At 70.8% G+C, this 18,900-nt stretch carries 13 protein-coding genes; 8 read left to right on the top strand and 5 right to left on the bottom strand.

What is annotated here, in order from left to right:
• Positions 1-6 precede the first annotated feature (6 nt).
• Positions 7-1,032: a helix-turn-helix transcriptional regulator gene (locus K0H49_RS06500; RefSeq protein WP_219210430.1), complete on the top strand. Its 1,026-nt coding sequence runs from the start codon at positions 7-9 to the stop codon at positions 1,030-1,032.
• Between the two features lie 29 nt (positions 1,033-1,061).
• Here K0H49_RS06500 and K0H49_RS06505 read toward each other — a convergent pair whose 3' ends face one another.
• A complete protein-coding gene (locus K0H49_RS06505; RefSeq protein ID WP_219210432.1) occupies positions 1,062-1,295 on the bottom strand; it encodes a hypothetical protein in 234 nt (77 codons plus the stop codon).
• A gap of 439 nt (positions 1,296-1,734) precedes the next feature.
• On the opposite strand from K0H49_RS06505, the gene bcsD reads away from it, so the two are divergent.
• From bcsD to K0H49_RS06540, 7 genes are read left to right on the top strand one after another with little or no spacing between them, the layout of a single operon-like run.
• Positions 1,735-2,211: a cellulose biosynthesis protein BcsD gene (gene bcsD, locus K0H49_RS06510; RefSeq protein ID WP_219210434.1), complete on the top strand. Its 477-nt coding sequence runs from the start codon at positions 1,735-1,737 to the stop codon at positions 2,209-2,211.
• The gene (gene bcsR, locus K0H49_RS06515; protein WP_219210436.1) at positions 2,208-2,588 is read left to right on the top strand and encodes a BcsR/BcsP family cellulose biosynthesis protein; all 381 of its coding nucleotides are present in this window, start codon (positions 2,208-2,210) and stop codon (positions 2,586-2,588) included. The genes bcsD and bcsR overlap by 4 nt, the downstream gene beginning before the upstream one ends.
• Before the next feature lie 2 nt (positions 2,589-2,590).
• Positions 2,591-3,385 carry a cellulose biosynthesis protein BcsQ gene (gene bcsQ, locus K0H49_RS06520; protein WP_219210438.1) on the top strand — a complete coding sequence of 265 codons (795 nt, stop codon included), beginning with the start codon at positions 2,591-2,593 and terminating at the stop codon, positions 3,383-3,385.
• Positions 3,386-3,428: 43 nt separating this feature from the next.
• Entirely contained in the window at positions 3,429-5,603 is a 2,175-nt protein-coding gene (bcsA, locus tag K0H49_RS06525) for a UDP-forming cellulose synthase catalytic subunit (protein ID WP_219210440.1), read from the top strand.
• Positions 5,603-7,879 (top strand): cellulose biosynthesis cyclic di-GMP-binding regulatory protein BcsB, encoded by a 2,277-nt coding sequence (bcsB, locus tag K0H49_RS06530; RefSeq protein WP_219210442.1) that lies wholly within the window; start codon positions 5,603-5,605, stop codon positions 7,877-7,879. Before bcsA ends, bcsB begins: the two co-directional genes overlap by 1 nt.
• Positions 7,876-9,054: a cellulose synthase complex periplasmic endoglucanase BcsZ gene (gene bcsZ, locus K0H49_RS06535; RefSeq protein ID WP_219210444.1), complete on the top strand. Its 1,179-nt coding sequence runs from the start codon at positions 7,876-7,878 to the stop codon at positions 9,052-9,054. The genes bcsB and bcsZ overlap by 4 nt, the downstream gene beginning before the upstream one ends.
• On the top strand, positions 9,030-13,331 hold the full coding sequence (locus K0H49_RS06540) for a cellulose synthase subunit BcsC-related outer membrane protein (protein WP_219210447.1): 4,302 nt from the start codon (positions 9,030-9,032) through the stop codon (positions 13,329-13,331). The genes bcsZ and K0H49_RS06540 overlap by 25 nt, the downstream gene beginning before the upstream one ends.
• 60 nt (positions 13,332-13,391) lie before the next feature.
• Here the strand turns inward: K0H49_RS06540 and K0H49_RS06545 are convergent, their stop codons facing one another.
• From K0H49_RS06545 to K0H49_RS06560, 4 genes are all read right to left on the bottom strand, one after another.
• Positions 13,392-15,044: a putative bifunctional diguanylate cyclase/phosphodiesterase gene (locus tag K0H49_RS06545; protein ID WP_219210449.1), complete on the bottom strand. Its 1,653-nt coding sequence runs from the start codon at positions 15,042-15,044 to the stop codon at positions 13,392-13,394.
• 109 nt (positions 15,045-15,153) lie between these two features.
• A complete protein-coding gene (locus tag K0H49_RS06550; RefSeq protein WP_257624608.1) occupies positions 15,154-16,611 on the bottom strand; it encodes a sensor domain-containing diguanylate cyclase in 1,458 nt (485 codons plus the stop codon).
• 18 nt (positions 16,612-16,629) lie between these two features.
• Positions 16,630-17,886 (bottom strand): cation:proton antiporter, encoded by a 1,257-nt coding sequence (locus tag K0H49_RS06555; protein WP_219210458.1) that lies wholly within the window; start codon positions 17,884-17,886, stop codon positions 16,630-16,632.
• Positions 17,887-17,950: 64 nt separating this feature from the next.
• The gene (locus tag K0H49_RS06560) at positions 17,951-18,871 is read right to left on the bottom strand and encodes an NAD-dependent epimerase/dehydratase family protein (RefSeq protein ID WP_219210469.1); all 921 of its coding nucleotides are present in this window, start codon (positions 18,869-18,871) and stop codon (positions 17,951-17,953) included.
• Between the last annotated feature and the right edge of the window lie 29 nt (positions 18,872-18,900).

Here is an 18,900-nt window from a genome sequence, read left to right on the forward strand (position 1 = left end):
GGTGCGATGACATTCGCAGACGAAAGACATGCCGGTACGCTTCTGGCATCCCATGGGCCCGGTTCGCGTGCGGCATCGCTGTCCACGCGACAGGGCCTCAACAGCGACGGCGACGGCGACGCGCCTGCGCATGACAGCGGCCCGGCCTGCTGCACCACGGTCGAGCTCGGCAGCATGTCCTTCATGCGCATGCAGGGCCCCGCGCAGGAGGCCTGCCTGCAGGCCATGCAGGCGATCCGCGAGGGGCGGCGGCTCCCGCTGCAATTGCTGGTGATCCGCCGTGGCAGCCTCACGGCGAACGATCAGTCGGGGTCCAGCGTCACGCTGGGGCCCGACGACATGGCGCTCATCGAGGGCGGCGGGACGACGGAGCTGCTCTCGCTCCAGTGGGTCGATGCCTGGATCATCGGCCTGTCGGAGCCCCTGATCGCGCGCTGGCTCCAGGGCCTGCCGACGGTCACCGCCCAGCGATTGCAGGGTGATCAGGGGTGGGCCAGGGTGCTGTCTGCCTACCTGCGGAACTGGGAACTCGACCCCCTGCGCGGCCTGATCAGTCCCTTCGAGAAGGAGATCATTGGCGAGCATGTGATGTCCCTGCTCTCGATGGCGCTGGCGCAAAGCTGCGCGGCCTGCGACGCGCCGCGCGTCTGCGCGCGGGACCGCGGCCTGTACACCCGCATGCAGCAATGGATTCGGGACAACTACTCGAACCCGGACATCGGCGTCGCGACGCTCGCCGACCGATTCGGCGTGTCCACGCGCTATGTGCACAAGGTCTTCCTGAATGCCGGCCAGGGCCAGACCTTCCTGGACGCCGTCCGTCTCGCGCGCCTGGAGGCCGCGGCGCAGTGGCTGCAAAGCGCCGCCAAGACGCAGATACCGATGTCGGACATTGCCGATCGATGTGGTTTCTCCGATCCCGGGTACTTCGGTCAGGTGTTTCGCAGGAAGTACGGCAGCTCGCCGAGCGCGTACGCCCGGAAATTCGCCCCGGCGCCGGAAACCACCCGGCCCTGCGCCACGCCGGATTGACCGGCCCCGCGCCAGCAGGCCGCAAGGCCCTACTGGCGCGTCGTCGCCCAGGAGGCCATGCGGTGCCAGGTCGACGACATGAAGTGCGCCGCCATCTTGCGCTCCTGCGCCAGGTGACGGCGCCGGATCACCGCTTCCAGCGCTTCGGCCACCGCCCCGGCCGTGGTGTCGCCACCGATCGAGCGCATGCGCAGGTCCAACGCAATCTCTTCCAGATCCTCGGGCCGCAGTCGGGCGAAGCGGACATCGTCACGCCCCATCATGGCAACGGCGTCCCATGGGAGCGCTGGGGCCAGGCGTGCAGGAAGAAACCGGGCGCCGCCGGGCGCCACCAGCTGGCCACGTGAGGAGACCGGTCGAGGGCGCAGGGCGAAACGGGCCGCGGGGCATCGTGCACGGCGTCGCGGAGGGGAGAAGTGGCGGAGTGGGCGGGTGCCATTAGATCGATTGTGTGTACTTTCGTATCGACTCACAAGCAAAAACATCACACTTAAGTTAACAAATATGGCGCACACCGGCGCCCTCCATGCCGGCACGCGTGCGACGCACTAGACCCGCCTCACACCGGCGTCCCCGGCGCCCGGGCTCACAGGTGGAAACAGCCGCCCGGAATCCGTTGTCCGGATCACACGCATCGTCCCGCGAGGCAGGGCAGCTTTGTTGTCAACAGGCCCTGGCGCCATGACAATCAAGAAACAATTCATGACCACTACCACCTCGCTAATCGGCTACTACGAACGCATTACATGCTCTGCGCAATGGCTGGATTTCACCCGGGCCCTGGCCGCCGAACTGAGTGCCGGCCTGCCGCCTGAGGAAAACCGTCGCCTGTTCTTTCGCATCGGCGAGCGCGTGGCCCACGGCCTGCCGGTGGCGCGCTGCGGCACGCTGGTCGAATTGCAGGCCGCGATCAATGCGCGATGGGAATCGATCGACTGGGGTTTCGCGACCCTGGAAGAGAGCGCGGATCGCCTGTCGATCGTCCATGCCTGCAGCCCGATCGCGATGGCTTTCGGGCCCGACACCACGGACTGGGCCGCCGGTTTCTTCGAAGGCGCCTACCAGGCGTGGTTCCAGGCGCAAGGCTCGCCGGCCGAACTCCGGGTGCGCGCCGATGCCGCGCCCGCCGCCGACGGCCTGCCCGTGGTCGGGCTGACGCTGGGGAGGCCGAGCGCATGAGCCAAGACGATCGCCAGCAGGAAGACGTGGCCGGCCTGTTCCGCAAGTTCGGCGGCGATGCCACGCGCTACAAGGAATTCGCACCCGCGGAATCACCCCGTGCCGCGGGCAGCTGGCCGCTGGTCAACGGTGCGCGCAGCGCGCCCGCAGCCGAGGCGCGGCCGCCAGCCGCCGCCCAACCGGCCCCGGTGGTGACACCGGCGCCGACCGTCGCAGTGGCCGCACCCGCCCCCGCACCCGCCCCCGTGGCCGAAACCACAGGCACCGCCTCCGCGCCACGCGAACTCGATGCGCTGTTCGCCCGCTTGCTGGGCGCCGCGCAGCCGGCCGCAGCCGCCGGCCAAGGATTGATGTCGCACTGGCGACGACCCGGCTGACGATGCGGGTCGTGTCCGTCATCGCTGCCAAGGGAGGCGTCGGCAAGACCACGGTGACTGCCAACCTGTGCATCGCGCTGGCGGCCAGTGGCCGCCCGGTGCTGGCCATCGACCTCGATCCGCAGAATGCGCTGCGCTTCCATCTGGCGGCCGACCTGCGCGCCGGCGACGCCGCGGGCCTGGTCGATGCCGAACGCGGCGCCTGCAGCTGGACCCAGGCCATGCAGCGCGGCCACCACGGCGTGGTGCTGCTGCCCTTCGGCGCGATCGACGACGAGGCGCAGATCGACCTCGAAGGCCGGCTCGCCGCGCAGCCGCACTGGCTGGCCGACACCCTCGCATCCTTCCGGCTGCCGGACGACAGCTTCGTGCTGCTCGACACGCCGCCGGGTCCGTCGGTCTACCTGCAGCAGGCGCTGCGGGTGTCGCAGCTCAACGTGGTGACGCTGCTGCCCGATGCCGGCTCCTTCGCCACGCTGCCGATCGTCGAACGCATGGTCGACAAGTACTGCCGCCCGCGCGCGGATTTCATCGCCAGCACCCATGTGATCAACCAGGCCGACGCCTCGCGCCGGCTCAACCGCGACGTGCTGCAGACGCTGCGCGACGAACTCGGACCGCAGTTGCTCGGCGTGGTGCAGCAGGACCAGGCCGTCAGCGAGGCCCTGGCTTCGGCCACGACGGTGCGGCACTACGCGCCGCACAGCCAGGCGGTCGACGACTTCGCCCACTGCGCCGACCGGCTGCTCGCGCACTTCGCCGCAGCGCCCGTGGCCGGCACCCACCTTTACCGATGACCGGCATGCCCACGCCGTCGCCTTCTCCAGCCAGGCTCTCCGCATGACCCCTCCCGCCGAATCCCACGCCGACGACACGCTGCTCGGCCGCCATCCCCTGCTGCGCGCGGCGGCCTGGCTCGTCACCGGCCTGCTGATGGTGGCGCTGATCATCACGCCGCTGAGCCTGCAGCAGCAGCTCACGCTGTCGATCGCGATCTTCATCGCGGCGCTGGTGATCAACCGCTTCGCCGGCCGCTTCGGCACGCTGGCGATGATCTTCCTGTCGGTGGTGGTGTCCTCGCGCTACATGTACTGGCGCCTGACCGAGACCATGGTCATGGACAACCCGCTCGACCTGGTGCTGGGCTGCGGCCTGCTGGTAGCCGAGGTCTACGCCTTCGTCGTGCTGCTGCTGGGCTACGTGCAGACCGCCTGGCCGCTGGAGCGCAAGCCGGTCGCGATGCCCGACGACGTCGACCACTGGCCCACGGTCGACCTGTTCATTCCCACCTACAACGAATCGCTGTCGGTGGTGCGCGCCACGGTGCTGGCCGCGCAGTCGATCGACTGGCCGCGCGACAAGCTCAAGATCTTCGTGCTCGACGACGGCCGGCGCGAGGAGTTCCGCGTGTTCTGCGAAGCCGTGGGCGTGACCCACGTCACGCGCGACAACAACCGCCACGCCAAGGCCGGCAACATCAACGCCGCGCTGAAGAACACGAATGGCGAGTTCATCGCCATTTTCGACTGCGACCACATCCCCACGCGCTCCTTCCTGCAGGTCACGATGGGCTGGTTCGGCAAGGACCCGAAGCTGGGCATGGTGCAGACGCCGCACTATTTCTTCTCGGCCGACCCCTTCGAGAAGAACCTGGGCACCTTCGGCACCGTGCCCAACGAGGGCGAGCTGTTCTACGGCCTGATCCAGGACGGCAACGACCTCTGGAACGCCACCTTCTTCTGCGGCTCCTGCGCGGTGTTGCGCCGCACGATCTGCGAAGAGGTCGGCGGCATCGCGGTCGAGACCGTGACCGAGGACGCGCACACCGCGCTCAAGATGCACCGCCTGGGCTACACCACCGCCTACCTCGCGCTGCCGCAGGCCGCGGGCCTGGCGACCGAAAGCCTCTCGGGCCACGTGGGCCAGCGCATCCGCTGGGCGCGCGGCATGGCGCAGATCTTCCGCATCGACAACCCGCTGTTCGGCCGTGGCCTGAAATGGGCGCAGCGCCTGTGCTACGTCAACGCGATGCTGCACTTCCTGTACGGCCTGCCGCGGCTGATCTACCTGACGGCCCCGCTGGCCTACCTGTTCTTCGGCGCCAGCGTGATCCACGCCTCGGCCTCGATGATCTTCGCCTACGCGCTGCCGCACATCTTCCACGCCAACCTCACCAACAGCCGGATCCAGGGGCGCTTCCGCTACCTGTTCTGGAACGAGGTCTACGAGGCGGTGCTGGCCTGGTACATCTTCCGTCCCACGCTGGTGGCGCTGATCAACCCCAAGCTCGGCAGCTTCAACGTGACGGCCAAGGGCGGCCTGATCGAGAAGGAATACTTCGACACCACCATCGCCAAGGCCAGCCTGTTCCTGCTGGCGCTGAACTTCCTGGGCGTGGCCGCGGGCCTGTGGCGCCTGAGCTGGGTCGACTCGGACAACATCGCCACCGTCTGGCTCAACCTGGCCTGGACCTTCTACAACCTGGTGATCCTCGGCGCCTGCGTGGCAGCGGCCAACGAGACGCGCCAGCTGCGCAACGCGCACCGCATCGCGCTGCAGATCCCGGCCACGCTCTACTTCCCCGACGGCCATTCGATGCGCTGCGAGACCTACGACTTCTCCACCGGCGGCCTGGGCCTGGACCTGCCCACCGAAGTGACGGCCGTGGCCGAGGCGCCGGTGACGGTCGCGCTGTTCCGCGGCGACAACGAATTCCGCTTCCCGGCCCATGTGCGCTTCAACCGCGGCAAGCGCCTGGGCCTGCAGTTCGACCCTCTGAGCTTCGACCAGGAGCGCGCGCTGGTCCAGTGCACCACGGCCCGGGCCGACATCTGGGCCGCGCGCTGGGGCAACCACCCGCGCGCCGCGGTGCACCGGGTGCTCGGCCACATCGCGCGCATCAGCGCGATCGGCTTCAAGGACATGTTCGCCCATTACTATCGCGCGGGACTGCAGAAGCTGCGCCCCGCACCCCGCCAGCCGCAACCCGCCGCCGGCGCCAAGGAACCCACCTGATGCAGGCCGCTCCCCTTTCTTCCCGCCTCGCCGCGCAGACCTGGCCGCGTGCCAGCGCCGTCATGCTGGCCCTGCTGGCCTGGGCCGGCGGCGCCGCCGATCCGGCGCTGGCGCAGCCCCGCCCGCTGACCGCGGCAGCCCCTGCCGAGGGCGCGCCCCGCGAGTTCAACCTGACCCAGCTGGGCCTCAACTACGCGGTGCAGCTGCGCGGCGTGAGCGGCACCGTGGGCATCCCGTTCAGCGTGCGCGCCGACGAGCTGGTCACCAGCGCCGCGCTGCGGCTGAACTACGCCTACTCGCCGTCGCTGATCCCCGAGCTGTCGCACCTCAAGGTCAGCGTGAACGACGTGCTGGTGGCCACGCTGGCGCTGCCGCGCGAAGGCGCGGGCAAGGCGCAGACCGCCGACATCACGATCGACCGCCGGCTGGTGACCGACTTCAACCGCATCAACGTCGAGCTGGTCGGCCACTACACGCGCGAATGCGAGGACCCGCAGCACAGCAGCCTGTGGGCCAAGATCGACGCCTCAAGCACGCTGCGGCTGAGCGTCACGCCGCTGAAGACCGCGAGCGACCTCGCGGTGCTGCCGCAGCCCTTCTTCGACCGGCGCGACGTGCGCCGCGCCAACATTCCCTTCGTCTTCGGCGGCACGCCCTCGTCGACCACGCTCGAGGTCGCCGGCATCGTGTCCTCGTGGTTCGGTGCGCTGGCGGGCTACCGCGGCGCGACCTTCCCGGTGTCGAACGACGCGCTGCCCGCGGGCAACGCCGTGGTCTTCGCCACGCCCGAGACCGCCATCGCGGGCCTCACGCTGCCGGCCATCACCGGCCCCATGGTCACGGTGGTCGACCACCCGCAGGACGCCACGCGCAAGCTGCTGCTGGTGCTGGGCCGCAACGCCGGCGAGCTGCGCAGCGCCGCCACCGCGCTGACGCTCAATGCGCGCGCCTTCAGCGGCAGCAGCGCGACCATCGCCAGCCTGCAGGAGACGCCCGCGCGCAAGCCCTACGACGCGCCGCGCTGGATCGCCAGCGACCGGCCGGTGCAGCTTGGCGAACTCGCGCAGCCGGCCGACCTCAACGTCAGCGGCTACACGCCCGACGTGGTCAAGGTCAACCTGCAGATGCCGCCCGACCTGTTCACCTGGCGCTCGCGCGGCATCCCGCTCGACCTGCAATACCGCTACACGCCACGGGTGCGCAACGACCAGTCGACCTTGAACCTGAGCGTCGACGACAACTTCATCGGCTCGCTGCCGCTGCGCACCGCCAACCCCGGCGACGACCGCTGGTGGAATCCGCTGGCCATCAAGGTGATGGCCGACGGCACCGCCAGCCAGCGCCGCGAGGTGCTGCTGCCGCCGCTGGCGCTGGGCTCGCGCAGCCAGCTGCGCATGCACTACTACTTCCAGCCCGCGGCAGGCAACTGCCAGACGCTGCTGGACAACGTGCGCGGCGCGATCGACCCGAGCTCGACGCTCGACATCTCCTCCTTCCCGCACTACATGGCGATGCCCGAGCTCGCGGCCTATGCCAACAGCGGCTTCCCCTTCAGCCGGCTGGCCGACCTGGCCGAGACCGCCGTGGTGCTGCCCGACCAGCCCGGCACGGTCGACACCGAGACCTACCTGGCGCTGCTCGGCCAGATCGGCAACGCCACCGGCTACCCCGCGCTGCGCGTGGCGGTGGGCCGTGCGGCCAACGTGTCGCAGTGGGCCGACAAGGACCTGCTGGTGATCGGCGATCTGCAGAACCAGCCGCTGTTCACCCAATGGGCCGAGCGCATGCCGCTGCGGCGCAAGGCCGAGGCGCAGACCTTCGTGCTCGGCCGCTGGATCGACGACAACCTGCATCTGATCACCGGCACGCGCCAGCGCGAGGACCTGCCCAACACCACGCAGATGACCGTCGCCGAAGACGGCAGCGACGCGGTGCTGGCCGGCTTCGAATCGCCGCTGCGCGCCGGGCGCAGCGTGGTCGCGGTGGTGAGCAACGCGGCCTCGCAGCCTTCGCTGCTCAACGCGCTGATGACACCCGACCTGCTGCAGCGCGTGCAGGGCAGCACCGCCATCGTGCGCGGCGCGCAGGTCCACAGCGTGCTGACCGGCGACAGCTACTACGTCGGCAAGCTGCCGCCGCTGGCCTGGCTGCAATGGAACCTGTCGCGCAGCCCGCTGGGTCTGGCCGGTGCGGCCATCCTGCTGGCCTTGCTGGGCGCGGCCGCGGCCTATGCGAGCCTGCAGGGCGTGGCCCGCCGCAGGTTGCGCAACAAATGATGCAGCGCCGCCACGCACTCGCCGCCCTGGCCCTGCTGCCGGCCGGCATCGCCGTGCCCGCGCTGGCCCAATCCTCGCTCGGCGGCTGCATGCCGCAGGACGACTGGCGCAGCTTCGCCGCGCGCCACATCCAGCCCGACGGCCGGGTGATCGATTTCGACACGCCGCAGCAGCAATCGACCTCCGAAGGCCAGTCCTACGGGCTGTTCTTCGCGCTGGTGCACGACGACCGGCGCCGCTTCGAGCGCGTGCTGGCCTGGACCGAGACCAACCTCTGCGGCGGCAGTCTGGCCCAGCACCTGCCGGCCTGGCAATGGGGCCGCAAGACCGAGGGCGGCTGGGGCGTGATCGACCCGAACCCGGCCTCCGACGCCGACCTCTGGATCGCGTACGCGCTGCTCGAAGCCGCGCGCCTGTGGGACGTGCCGGCCTGGCGCACGCTCGGCCTGGCGCTGCTCGCACTGGTCGAGCGCGAGGAAGTGATCACGCTGCCCGGCCTGGGCCGCATGCTGCTGCCCTGGAGCCGCAACGTGGCCAGCGGCCCGGTGTGGCGGCTCAACCCCAGCTACCTGCCGCTGCAGTTGCTGCGCCGCTTCCAGCAGGAGAAGCCGACCGGCCCGTGGAAGGAGATCGCCGACAACACGGTGCGCATGGTCGTCGACACCTCGCCGCAGGGCTTCACGCCCGACTGGTGCGCCTGGGCCACCGAGCAGAAGGCCTTCGTGGCCGACCCCGACAAGGGCTCGGTCGGCAGCTACGACGCGATCCGCGTCTACCTCTGGGCCGGCATGCTGCATCCGCAGGAGCCGGCGCGCGCCGCGCTGCTGAAATCGCTCTACGGCCCGCGCCGCATCGTCGAGCGGCCGCAGGCGCCGCCCGAGTACGTGGACACCGCCGCCGGCACCGTGCGCGGCACCGGCCCGGCCGGTTTCAGCGGTGCATTGCTGCCCTATCTCAAAGCGCAGGGCGCGAGCGCCGCGCTCGCCGCCCAACAGGCCCGCATCCCGGTCGACCTCGGCGGCACCGCCGCGGCGCCGGCGGCGCCCCTTCCCTATTACGAACGCATGTTGCTGTTGTTCGGACAAGGCTGGCTCGATGGCCGCTACGCCTTCAGCCGGACCGGACAGCTGCAACCCCAATGGAGACCCGCATGCCCTTCCACCCGAACCGCATGAAGCGCCCGCCGCGCGGCGCCGTGCCCGGGGCACGCCGCCCCACCGCCAGCCAGTGGATGGCCTGCCTGGGCCTGGTCGGCGCACTGTGCGCCAGCGGCACGCTGCATGCGCAGGGCGACGCCAGCGCCGCCCTGGTTGAACAGGGCAACTACTGGCAGAGCATGGGCCGCGCCGACCTGGCCGAGGAAAGCTGGCGCAAGCTGCTGCGCGTGGACCCGAACGCCGCCGATGCGCTCTACGGCATGGCCCAGGTCGAGCTCTCGCGCAGCAAGGCCGATGCGGCGCGCGAATGGATCGCCCGCCTGCGCACCGCGCACCCGAACGACGCGCGCCTGGCGCGCTTCCAGCAGCAGGCGCAACAGCCCGGTGGCCCGCAGACCGACCTGCAGCGCGCGCGCAGCGCGGCCCAGGCCGGCCGCACGACCGAAGCCATCCAGCTCTACCGCACGCTGTTCGACAACAAGCCGCCGCCAGAACCGCTGGCGGTCGAGTACTACCAGCTGCTGGGCGGCACGCCGCAGGGCTGGGACGACGGCCGCAAGGGGCTCGAGCAGCTGGTGCGCGACAAGCCCGACAACCTCAATTACAAGCTGGCGCTGGCGCAGCTGCAGACCTACCGCGAGCCCTCGCGCCGCGAAGGCGTCCGCACGCTGGCCGACCTGTCGAAGCGCCCCGGCGTGGGCAGCGCCGCGCGCGCCGCCTGGCGCCAGGCGCTGATCTGGCTTGATGCGCGCGAAGCCGATGCGCCGCTCTACCAGGCCTACCTCGAGGGCCAGAGCGACCCGGCCGTCTCGGCCCGGCTCGAGAGCCTGACCGCCGCGCAGGCCGCCGCCACGCCCGCCTCGCCGGCCGCCCAGCCGCTGGGCGAAGGCTTCCGGGCACTGGACCGCGGCGACCAGGCCACGGCCGAGGCGCGCTTCCAGCAGGCGCTGCGGCTGCAGCCCGGCGACTCGGAAGCGCTGGGCGGCCTGGGCCTGATCCGGTTGCGGCAGGAGCGCTTCGCCCAGGCCCAGGACTACCTCGAACAGGCCAGCCGCAGCGGCGGGCGCAAGTGGGCCTCGGCCCTGCAGAGCGCGAGTTACTGGACCCTGATCGGCCAGGCCAACGCGGCCCGCGACAAGAACGACACCGCGGCCGCGCAGGCGCTGCTCGAGCGCGCGGTGCGCCTCGATGCGCGCGAACCCGTGGGGCAGATCGCGCTGGCCGACATCCGGCTCGCGCAGGGCGAACTCGCGGCGGCCGAGCAGGGCTACAAGCGCGTCTACGACAGCAAACCCAGCGATGCCCAGGCCATCCGCGGCCTGATCACCGTCTACACCCGGCAGGGCCGCGCCGACGAGGCGCTCGCGCTGTCGCAGAAGCTCACGCCCGAGCAGGCCGCGCAGATCGGCGGCCTGCAGAACGTGCGCGTCGAGCAGGCGCGCGCCCAGGCCCGCCAGCAGGGCGAGGCCGGCAACACCGCGGGGGCCCAGCGCACGCTGGAAGACGCGATGCTGGTCAACCCCGACAGCCCGTGGGTCCGGCTCGACCTGGCCAACCTCTATCGCAAGCAGGGCCTGATGCCCCAGGCCCGCGGCGTGATGGACGGCCTGCTGATGTCGCAGCCCGACATGCCCGATGCGCTGTACGCCAGCGCGCTGCTGGCCTCGGACGCCGGCGACCCGGTGGCCGGCCTGCAGTACCTCGAGCGCGTGCCGGCCGCCACCCGCACCCGCGACATGACCCAGCTGCAGCGCAAGCTCTGGGCGCAGGGCCAGACCCAGCAGGCGCTGGCGCTCGCACGCCAGGGCCAGACCGCGGTGGCGCGCAACCTGCTCGCGCAGACCGAGGCCACGCTGGGCCGCGAGATCCCGGCCGACATCTGGGGCGACCTGGCCACGGCCTACGCCGAGGTCGGCGACGCGCCGCGCGCGCTGGCCATGAGCCGGCAACTGCTCGCGCGCGGCCCCAACCCGAGCATCGGCGACCGGCTGCTCTACGCCTCGATCCTGATGAAGACGCAGCAGGACGTCGAGCTGACCGCCGTGCTGCGCCAGCTGCAGGCCACGCAGATGACGGCCGCGCAGCGCACCGACTTCGACAACCTGCGCAGCGCCTGGAGCGTGCGCCAGGCCGATGCGCTGCGCGAAGCCGGCAACCTCGAAGCCGCCTACAGCGCGCTGGCACCGGTGCTGGCCGAGCGGCCGTCCGACGTGGGCGTGATGGGCGCGCTGGCGCGGCTCTATTCCGCCGCACGCGACGAGCGCCAGGCGCTGGCGCTCTACCAGCGCGTGCTGCAGCGCACGCCGATGGACCTCGACACCCTGCTGGCCGCGGCCGCCAGCGCCAGCGCGCTCAAGGAACACGGCGATGCCGAGAGCTATGTGCTGGCCGCGCTCAAGCAGGCGCCCGACCAGTCGCGCACGCTGGCCGCCACCGGCCGCGTCTACCGCAACGCCGGCGACAACGCGCGTGCCGAGCAGTACCTGCGCGCGGCCGTGATGGCCGAGAACCGGCTGGCCAGCGGCCAGGCCCGTTCGCCGGTGCCGGGCAGTGTCAACGCGCCCGCGGCCAACCCCTTCGCCGGCATGACCGGCGGCGCGCCCTCGGCCGCCGCCGTGCTGAGCGGCCAGGCGGTCGCGGCGCCGCAGCCGGTCGCGTTCCAGGGCGGCGGCGGGGCCCTGCCCTTTGCCGGCGCCCAGGGCGGCCAGTTGCCGCCGCTCGCCGCGCAGGGCTACGCCGGCCCGCCCGCCACCTACGGCAACGTCAACGCACCCGGTGGCACTGCAGGCCTGCCCTGGAGCGAGCCCGCCAGCACGGCCCGCGCACCCGCCACCGGCCGCGCCGCCACCACGGCCAGCAACAACGCCGCACGCCGCACGGCCGCGGTCCCCGCGACGCGCAACGCCCCGGTCAACGCGCCGGCCGCGCCCTTCTATCCGCTGCCCGCGCAGGCCGGCAGCGCGCAGGCCGGTGGCTACGCCCTGCCGCCGCCGCAGCGCGGCCAGCCGCTGATCAACGAAGGCGACTGGAACGGCGCGCTGCGCAACAGCTCGCAGCCGCTCGATCCGCTGCGCTCCGAACTGCAGGCGCTCGAGACCGAGCACGCCACCACCATCACCGCCGGCACCGTCTACCGCAACCGCGCGGGCGAGGCCGGCCTGAGCCAGCTGGCCGACCTGCAGGTGCCGGTGCAGGCCCGCATCCCGGTGGGCAGCGGCAAGATCGTGGTCACGGCCACGCCGACGGTGATCGATGCCGGCCGCGTCCAGGCCGACTATTCGTCGCTGAGCCGCTACGGCGAAGGGCCGCTGGGTGCCCTGGCGCAGACGCAGGGCTATGCCGCACCGCCGGGCTCGCAGAACGCGAGCGGCGTGGGCCTGAGCGTGGGCTACGAGAGCAAAACCCTCAACGCCAGCATCGGCACCACGCCGCTGGGCTTCGAGGAGACCAACGTGATCGGCAACCTCGGCTACACGGCCGCGCTCACCGACACCTTCTCGCTCAAGGGCAACCTCACGCGCCAGCCGATCACCGACAGCCAGCTGTCCTTTGCCGGCACCAAGGACACGCTGAGCGGCGAGCGCCGCGGCGGCGTGGTCGCGACCGGCGGGCGCATCGACGCCACGCGCGACGACGGCACCTACGGCCTCTACGGCTACGGCTCCTACCACGTGCTCACCGGCACCAACGTCGAGGACAACAACCGCACCGAGCTCGGCGGCGGGCTGTACATGCACATCCTGCGCGGCGCCGGCTCGACGCTGACCGCCGGCCTGAACCTGGGCGTGATGGCCTACGACAAGAACCTGAGCTACTTCACCTTCGGCCACGGCGGCTACTTCAGCCCGCAGCGCTATGTGAGCGTGGCCTTCCCGGTGGACTGGAGCGGGCGCAGCAACCGGCTGTCGTGGCGCGTCAACGCCTCGCTGGGCGTGCAGTCCTTCACCCAGGACGACGCGCCCTACTTCCCGACCGACCCGCTGCGCCAGCGCGCGGCCTACGTGGCGGCGGCCGCGGCCAAGGAACTCAACCTCACCAACGCCAACTTCACCGGCATGTACGCGGGCGAGAGCCACACCGGCTTTGCCTACAACTTCGCCGGCATGCTCGAGTACCAGCTCGCGCCGCAGCTCTACCTGGGCGGCGCACTGGGGCTGAGCAACGCGCAGAACTACCGGCAACTGACCGGCAGCATCTACCTGCGCTACCTGTTCGGGGGCTCGAACTTCCTGGGCAATGCGTCGGCGACGCCGAGCTTCAGCCCGCTGAATTCGCCCTACACGCCGCTGCTGTGAAGTGTGGCCGGCCGCCTGCGCGGCCGGTCATTGCGTGCGCGCATCGATGGGCTGATGCCATCACGCGCAGTCGGCTGCGCGGCCCCAGAGCGGCGCGCGTTCGTATTCGGCGATCCAGGCCGGCACCAGCACCGGCTCCATCGGCCGGGCGATGCCGTAGCCCTGGCCCAGCGTGCAGCCCAGCGCCATCAGCGCCTGCCCATGGGCCACCGACTCCACGCCCTCGGCGATGGCCTTGCGCCCCAGCCCGCGCGCCAGCAGCAGGATGCCCCGGACGATGGCCTGGTCCTCGGTGCTGTCGATCACGCCGTTGACGAAGGACTGGTCGAGCTTGAGCGCCGCCACCGGCAGCCGGCGCAGGTAGGTCAGCGACGAATAGCCGGTGCCGAAGTCGTCCATCGCGACCGGCACGCCCAGCACCTTGCAGGCTTCGATGAAGACCGCGACGGTGGCGAAGTCCTTGATGGCGGTGGTCTCGAGGATCTCGAGCTCCAGCACGCCGGGGTGCAGCTGCGGATGGCGCGCCAGGTGCTCGGCCAGCCGCTCGATGAAGTCGGGGCGCTGCATGTGGCGCGGGCTGATGTTGACGCTGACCGAGGTGCTGACGCCCGCCACCTGCCACGCGGCCGCCTGGCGCAGCGCCTCGCCGATGGCCCAGTCGCCCAGTTGCTCGATGAGTTCGTGGTCCTCGACCAGCGGAATGAAATCGGCCGGCTGCAGCGCCCCGTGCTTCGGGTGCTGCCAGCGGATCAGCCCCTCGAAGCCGATCACGCGGCCGCAGCGCATGTCCACCTTGGGCTGGTAGGCCAGCCAGAATTCGTTGCGGGCCACGCCCTCGACGATGTCGCGTCGCAGCGCCAGGCCCTCCTGCTCGTCCAGCGCCTGGCTCGCATCGAAGAAATGCAGCTGCCCGCCGCCCGCGCGTTTGGCGAAGAACACCGCATGCTGCGCATGCTGCAGCATCACTTCGGTGGGCTGCTCGGTGTCGGCCATGAGCGCCACGCCGACGCTGGCGTGCAGCCGGGCCGAACGGTTCTGCAGCCGGTACGGATGGGCCAGCCGCGCCAGCACCTGCTGGATCAGGTCCTCGCACTGCACCCGGCTGCCGAGTGCCACGACCAGCGCGAATTCGTCGCCGCCCACGCGCGCCACGATGGCATCGTGCGGCAGCGCGGCCTTGAGCCGGCGCGCCACCTCGCGCAGGATGGTGTCACCGCCCATCGGGCCGAACTGCTCGTTGATGTCGCGGAAACGGTCGATGTCGAGGTAGCAGACGGCCAGCAGCCGGCCGTCGTCGAGGCGCAGGCGCTGGCGCAATTCGTCGACCTGCGGAATCCGGTTGGGCAGCCGCGTCAGCGCGTCGCGGCGCGCCAGCAGTTCGAGCCGCTGCGCCCGCACGCTGCGGCCCGCCGGGCTGAAGCTCCACAGGGTGCAACGGTCGTCCATCCGCTCGCCGCGCATGTCGACCACCAGGCTGCCGCCGTCGCGCATGTGCAGCACGAAATGGCGGCTGTCGGCGGCACCGCGCGCCGGCACCAGCAGTTCGGCGGCGGATGCGCCGTCCTCGTCGAGCGGCAGCCCGTGCAGGTCGGAAAACGGCAGGTCCGTGAGCGCGCCCTGCGGGTAGTCCAGCAGTTCATGCGCGTCCTCGTCCGCCCAAAGGATCTGCCCGTCGCAGATCTTCAGATGGCCGGCGAGCAGACGGGTGGGCATGGCAGGAACACGAGTGGCGGCACGACGAGGGATGGAAAAATAAGAGCGGCGAAGGGTTCGAAGGGGCCTATTGTTGTCTCAAACCGGCGCGGGGGTGGCACGGCGCGCGTCAACGACGGCGCTCCACGCCCTGCGCATCGTAGTGCACCGCCTTGGCCCGGTACATCGCCTTGTCCGCCCGCAGCAGCGCGCTCTCGAGGGAGTCGCCGAACTCGCAGGTGGCCATGCCGATCGCCAGGCTCAGTGGCTGGCCGCTGCGCCCCGCGTAGAACTGGTTGTTGAGGTCGACCATCGACAGGATGCGTTCGCAGGTCACCTGCGCGCCGCGTTCGTCGGTGGCGGGCAGCAGCACCGCGAATTCGTCGCCGCCGACGCGCGCCGGCCAGGCCGGCGCCTCCACGGCCTTGCCCAGCACTTCGCCGACGCGGCGCAGCATCGCGTCGCCGGCCGCATGCCCGGCGTCGTCGTTGATCTGCTTGAGGCCGTTGAGGTCGATCGACAGCACCGACACCGGCCAGGGCCCCTTGCGCGTCAGGCGGTTGAGCTCCTCGGTGTAGAAGGTGCGGTTGCGCAGCTGCGTGAGCACGTCGTGCTTGCCCAGGTATTCCAGGTAGGCCTCGGCCTTCTTGCGGGCCGTGATGTCCATCAGCGACACCAGCACCAGGTCCCACTCCGCGAGGTGGTCCTCCAGCACGCTGAACTGCATGTGGATGTTGATGAGTTCGCCGTTGAGCGAGTAGTTGATCACCTCGCGGTGCTGCTGCGTCTTGCCGGCCCACAGGTCCTGCAGCTGCTCGGAGAAGGAGTCCTGCATCTCGTCGCGGAACACGCGCGAGATGTTCTCCAGCAGCATCTTGCGGCTGTCGGCGGCGAACATGCGCAGCGTCTCGCGGTTGACGTCGATGACGCGGATCTCCTGGATGCAGCGCGTGATGAACTCCGGGTGCACCTTGAGGAAGGTGTTGAAGTCGGAGATGCCGCGCGCGCGGATGTCATCGAGGAGGCGTTTCACGGCGCTGAAGTCCTCGACCCACAGCGACACCGGCGAGTGGTCGAACAGGCCGCTCGCGTACTGCGAGCTCTGCGCGCGCTCGCGCTCCGCGGTCACGCGGGCCGTGATGTCGTCGAGCGACACCAGCACGCGGCCCCAGCTGCCTTCGTGGCCCGGCAGGATGCGCACGCGCAGCTGCACGTCGAGCCGGCGGCCGTCGAGCGCGTAGTTGACGGTCTGGTTCTCGACCAGCAGCTCGCCGCGCCACAGCTGCTCGAGCTCGTAGATCACGCCGTCGGCCATGTCGCCGCGGAAGATCCGCCCGAGGTTGGCGAGCAGCTCGTCCTGGTCGGCCGCGGCAAACACCCGCAGCGTGGTTTCGTTGACGCGCAGCACCTTGAGCGCCGCCATGCAGGCGCCGACGCGCTGCCGGTCGGCCTTCAGGTAGGCGGCCAGATCCTCCACGCCCTCGGCGCGCCAGCGGTCGAAGAGCTGCCGCAGCCCGCTGTAGTCCTCCAGCCAGAGCGACACCGGCGCCAGGTCGAACATGGATTCGAAATCGGTCGAGAGAGACATGTCTTCTTTCGGGAGGCTTCAGACCGGCGCGCGATCGGCCAGCGGCGGCCGGCGCACGCGCGTGACCCAGTTGAAAAGCGGGGTGGCCATCAGGGTGCTGAGGATCGCCATCAGCACCAGGATCGAGAACAGGCCGGGCAGGATCACGCCCGCCTGCAGGCCGATGTTGATGATGATCAGCTCCATGAGCCCGCGCGCGTTCATGAGCGAGCCGATGGCCATCGCGTCGCGGTTGCTCTCGCCGGAAGCACGCGCCGCGGCCCAGCAGGCCAGGCCCTTGCCGCAGAACGAGGCCGCCAGGATCGCGACGGCGGCCAGCAGGATGCCCGGCGCCATCAGCACCGCCATGTGGGTGTTGAGGCCCGAATAGGTGAAGAACAGCGGCAGCAGGAAGATCACCACGAAGGGCTGCAACTGCGCGCGCAGCTTTTCGGTGAGCGCACCGCGCGGCAGCACCACGCCCAGCAGGAAGCCGCCAAAGACCGCGTGGATGCCGATCGCGTCCATCGCGAAGGCGCTCAGCGCGAACAGCACCAGCACCGTGGCCAGCAGGGTCGAACTCAACGGCGCATCGGGGCGCACATGGGCCGCCAGGCGCTGGAGCAGGCGCGAGCCCACGAAGATCATGAACAGCGCATAGAGCACGCCACCGCCGATCGCGGCATAGGCGCCGCCCCAGGCGCCGCCGAAGCTCGCCAGCACGATGGCCAGGATGCACCAGGCGGCCGCATCGTCGACCGCGCCAGCCGTCAGCGCCAGCGTGCCCAGCGAGGTGCCGGCCAGCCCGCGCTCGTGGATGATGCGCGCCAGCATCGGGAAGGCCGTGATGGCGATCGCGGCTCCGAGGAAGAGCGAGGCTTCCAGCGCCTTGGCCTTCGGCGAGAACAGGCCGGGCACGGTCAGCAGCCAGGGGATCAGCGCGAAGGCCAGCAGGAAGGGCACCACGATGCCCGCGGCCGACACCGAGGCGGCACTGCGGAAGCGGCTCTTGAAGTGGTCGGCCCGGAATTCGGTGCCGACCAGGAACATGTACATCCCCACGCCCAGCTGCCCGCCGACATAGAGCATGCCCAGCGTTTCCTTGGGGAACAGCGCGCGCTGCAGCTCGGGGAACAGCCAGCCCAGCAGCGAGGGCCCGAGCGTGACGCCGGCGATCATCTCGCCCACCACCTGCGGCTGGCCCAGCTTCTGCGCCAGCCGGCCCACCAGCTGGCAGACGGTGATGATGACCGCCACCTGCAGGAAGAAATAGACGGAAAGCTGGGTCGTGGGCATCGAGCGGTCTGGTTCTGTGGACGTTTATGAAATGGGCGTCCGGCGGCGATTATGGGCGCCGCATTCAAGAATCGGGCCGCAGCCCGGTGGCAACTGTGGGATGGCGCAGACGCACCCGCAGCTCCCGCCGCAGCCGCGTGTTGTCCAGCCGCCGCGATTCGCCCATGAAGCTCAGCAGCGAGGCCGGCAGCTGTTCCCGGGCCGCATCGCGCGCGATGCGCGGCGGACGGGGCATGCCATAGAGGTCGGCCGCCAGGTCGAAGTAGTCGCCCATCTTCAGTTCGGTGTCGTCGCTGGCATGGAAGGCCCGCTGCGTGCCGCCGCGCCACAGCGCCGCCACGCAGATGCGCGCCAGGTCGTCGGCATGGATGTGGTTGGTGTAGACGTCGTCCTCGCTGTGCAGCACCGGCGTCCCCTTGCGCAGCCGCTCGTGCGGGGTGCCGCCGACCCGGTCGGGCGCGTAGATGCCCGGGATGCGCAGGATGCGCGTGGCCACGCCCGCGCGGCCGAGCCAGCGCACCGCCTGCTCGGCATCGACGCGGCGCTGAGCGCGCGCGGTGCCGGGCCGCAGCGCACGGGTCTCGTCGATGCGCGCGCCGCCGCAGTCGCCGTAGACGCCGCTGGTCGAGCCGTAGACCAGCGCGTCGGGCAGCGAACGCAGGCGCAGCGCACGCACAAGCGCCAGGGTGCGCGGATCGCGCGCGCCCGAGGTGGTGGGCGGCGGCGCCAGGTGCAGCACCCGCGTGCCCAGCCCGGCCAGCCGGCGCAGGGCCTGCGGCGCATCGAGATCGGCCACCAGCGGGCGCAATCCGGCGGCCCGCAAGGCCGGCACACGCTCGGCCGAGGAGGTCACGGCGATCAGCTGGACACGGCCGCGCAGCAGGGCCGCGGCACGCATGCCGACGTCGCCGCAACCGACGATCAGGAGGCGCTGTCGGCGGAAGCGCGCAGGCAGCGCGCCGGGAGGGTTGTTGATTGAGGGCAAAATCCGGGCTTCCGCGTAGAGACGAGCTC

It is taken from the genome of Variovorax boronicumulans, assembly GCF_019352895.1.
Classification (GTDB): Bacteria; Pseudomonadota; Gammaproteobacteria; order Burkholderiales; family Burkholderiaceae_C; genus Variovorax; species Variovorax boronicumulans_A.

What these genes read in the sequence shown, in the direction of transcription:
- K0H49_RS06555 (WP_219210458.1), bottom strand. Translation starts at nt 17,886, where the DNA reads ATGCCCACGACCCAGCTTTCCGTCTATTTCTTCCTGCAGGTGGCGGTC.
- K0H49_RS06500 (WP_219210430.1), top strand. Translation starts at nt 7, where the DNA reads ATGACATTCGCAGACGAAAGACATGCCGGTACGCTTCTGGCATCCCAT.
- bcsA (WP_219210440.1), top strand. Translation starts at nt 3,429, where the DNA reads ATGACCCCTCCCGCCGAATCCCACGCCGACGACACGCTGCTCGGCCGC.
- bcsZ (WP_219210444.1), top strand. Translation starts at nt 7,876, where the DNA reads ATGATGCAGCGCCGCCACGCACTCGCCGCCCTGGCCCTGCTGCCGGCC.
- bcsR (WP_219210436.1), top strand. Translation starts at nt 2,208, where the DNA reads ATGAGCCAAGACGATCGCCAGCAGGAAGACGTGGCCGGCCTGTTCCGC.
- bcsD (WP_219210434.1), top strand. Translation starts at nt 1,735, where the DNA reads ATGACCACTACCACCTCGCTAATCGGCTACTACGAACGCATTACATGC.
- K0H49_RS06550 (WP_257624608.1), bottom strand. Translation starts at nt 16,611, where the DNA reads ATGTCTCTCTCGACCGATTTCGAATCCATGTTCGACCTGGCGCCGGTG.
- bcsB (WP_219210442.1), top strand. Translation starts at nt 5,603, where the DNA reads ATGCAGGCCGCTCCCCTTTCTTCCCGCCTCGCCGCGCAGACCTGGCCG.
- K0H49_RS06540 (WP_219210447.1), top strand. Translation starts at nt 9,030, where the DNA reads ATGCCCTTCCACCCGAACCGCATGAAGCGCCCGCCGCGCGGCGCCGTG.
- K0H49_RS06505 (WP_219210432.1), bottom strand. Translation starts at nt 1,295, where the DNA reads ATGATGGGGCGTGACGATGTCCGCTTCGCCCGACTGCGGCCCGAGGAT.
- bcsQ (WP_219210438.1), top strand. Translation starts at nt 2,591, where the DNA reads ATGCGGGTCGTGTCCGTCATCGCTGCCAAGGGAGGCGTCGGCAAGACC.
- K0H49_RS06545 (WP_219210449.1), bottom strand. Translation starts at nt 15,044, where the DNA reads ATGCCCACCCGTCTGCTCGCCGGCCATCTGAAGATCTGCGACGGGCAG.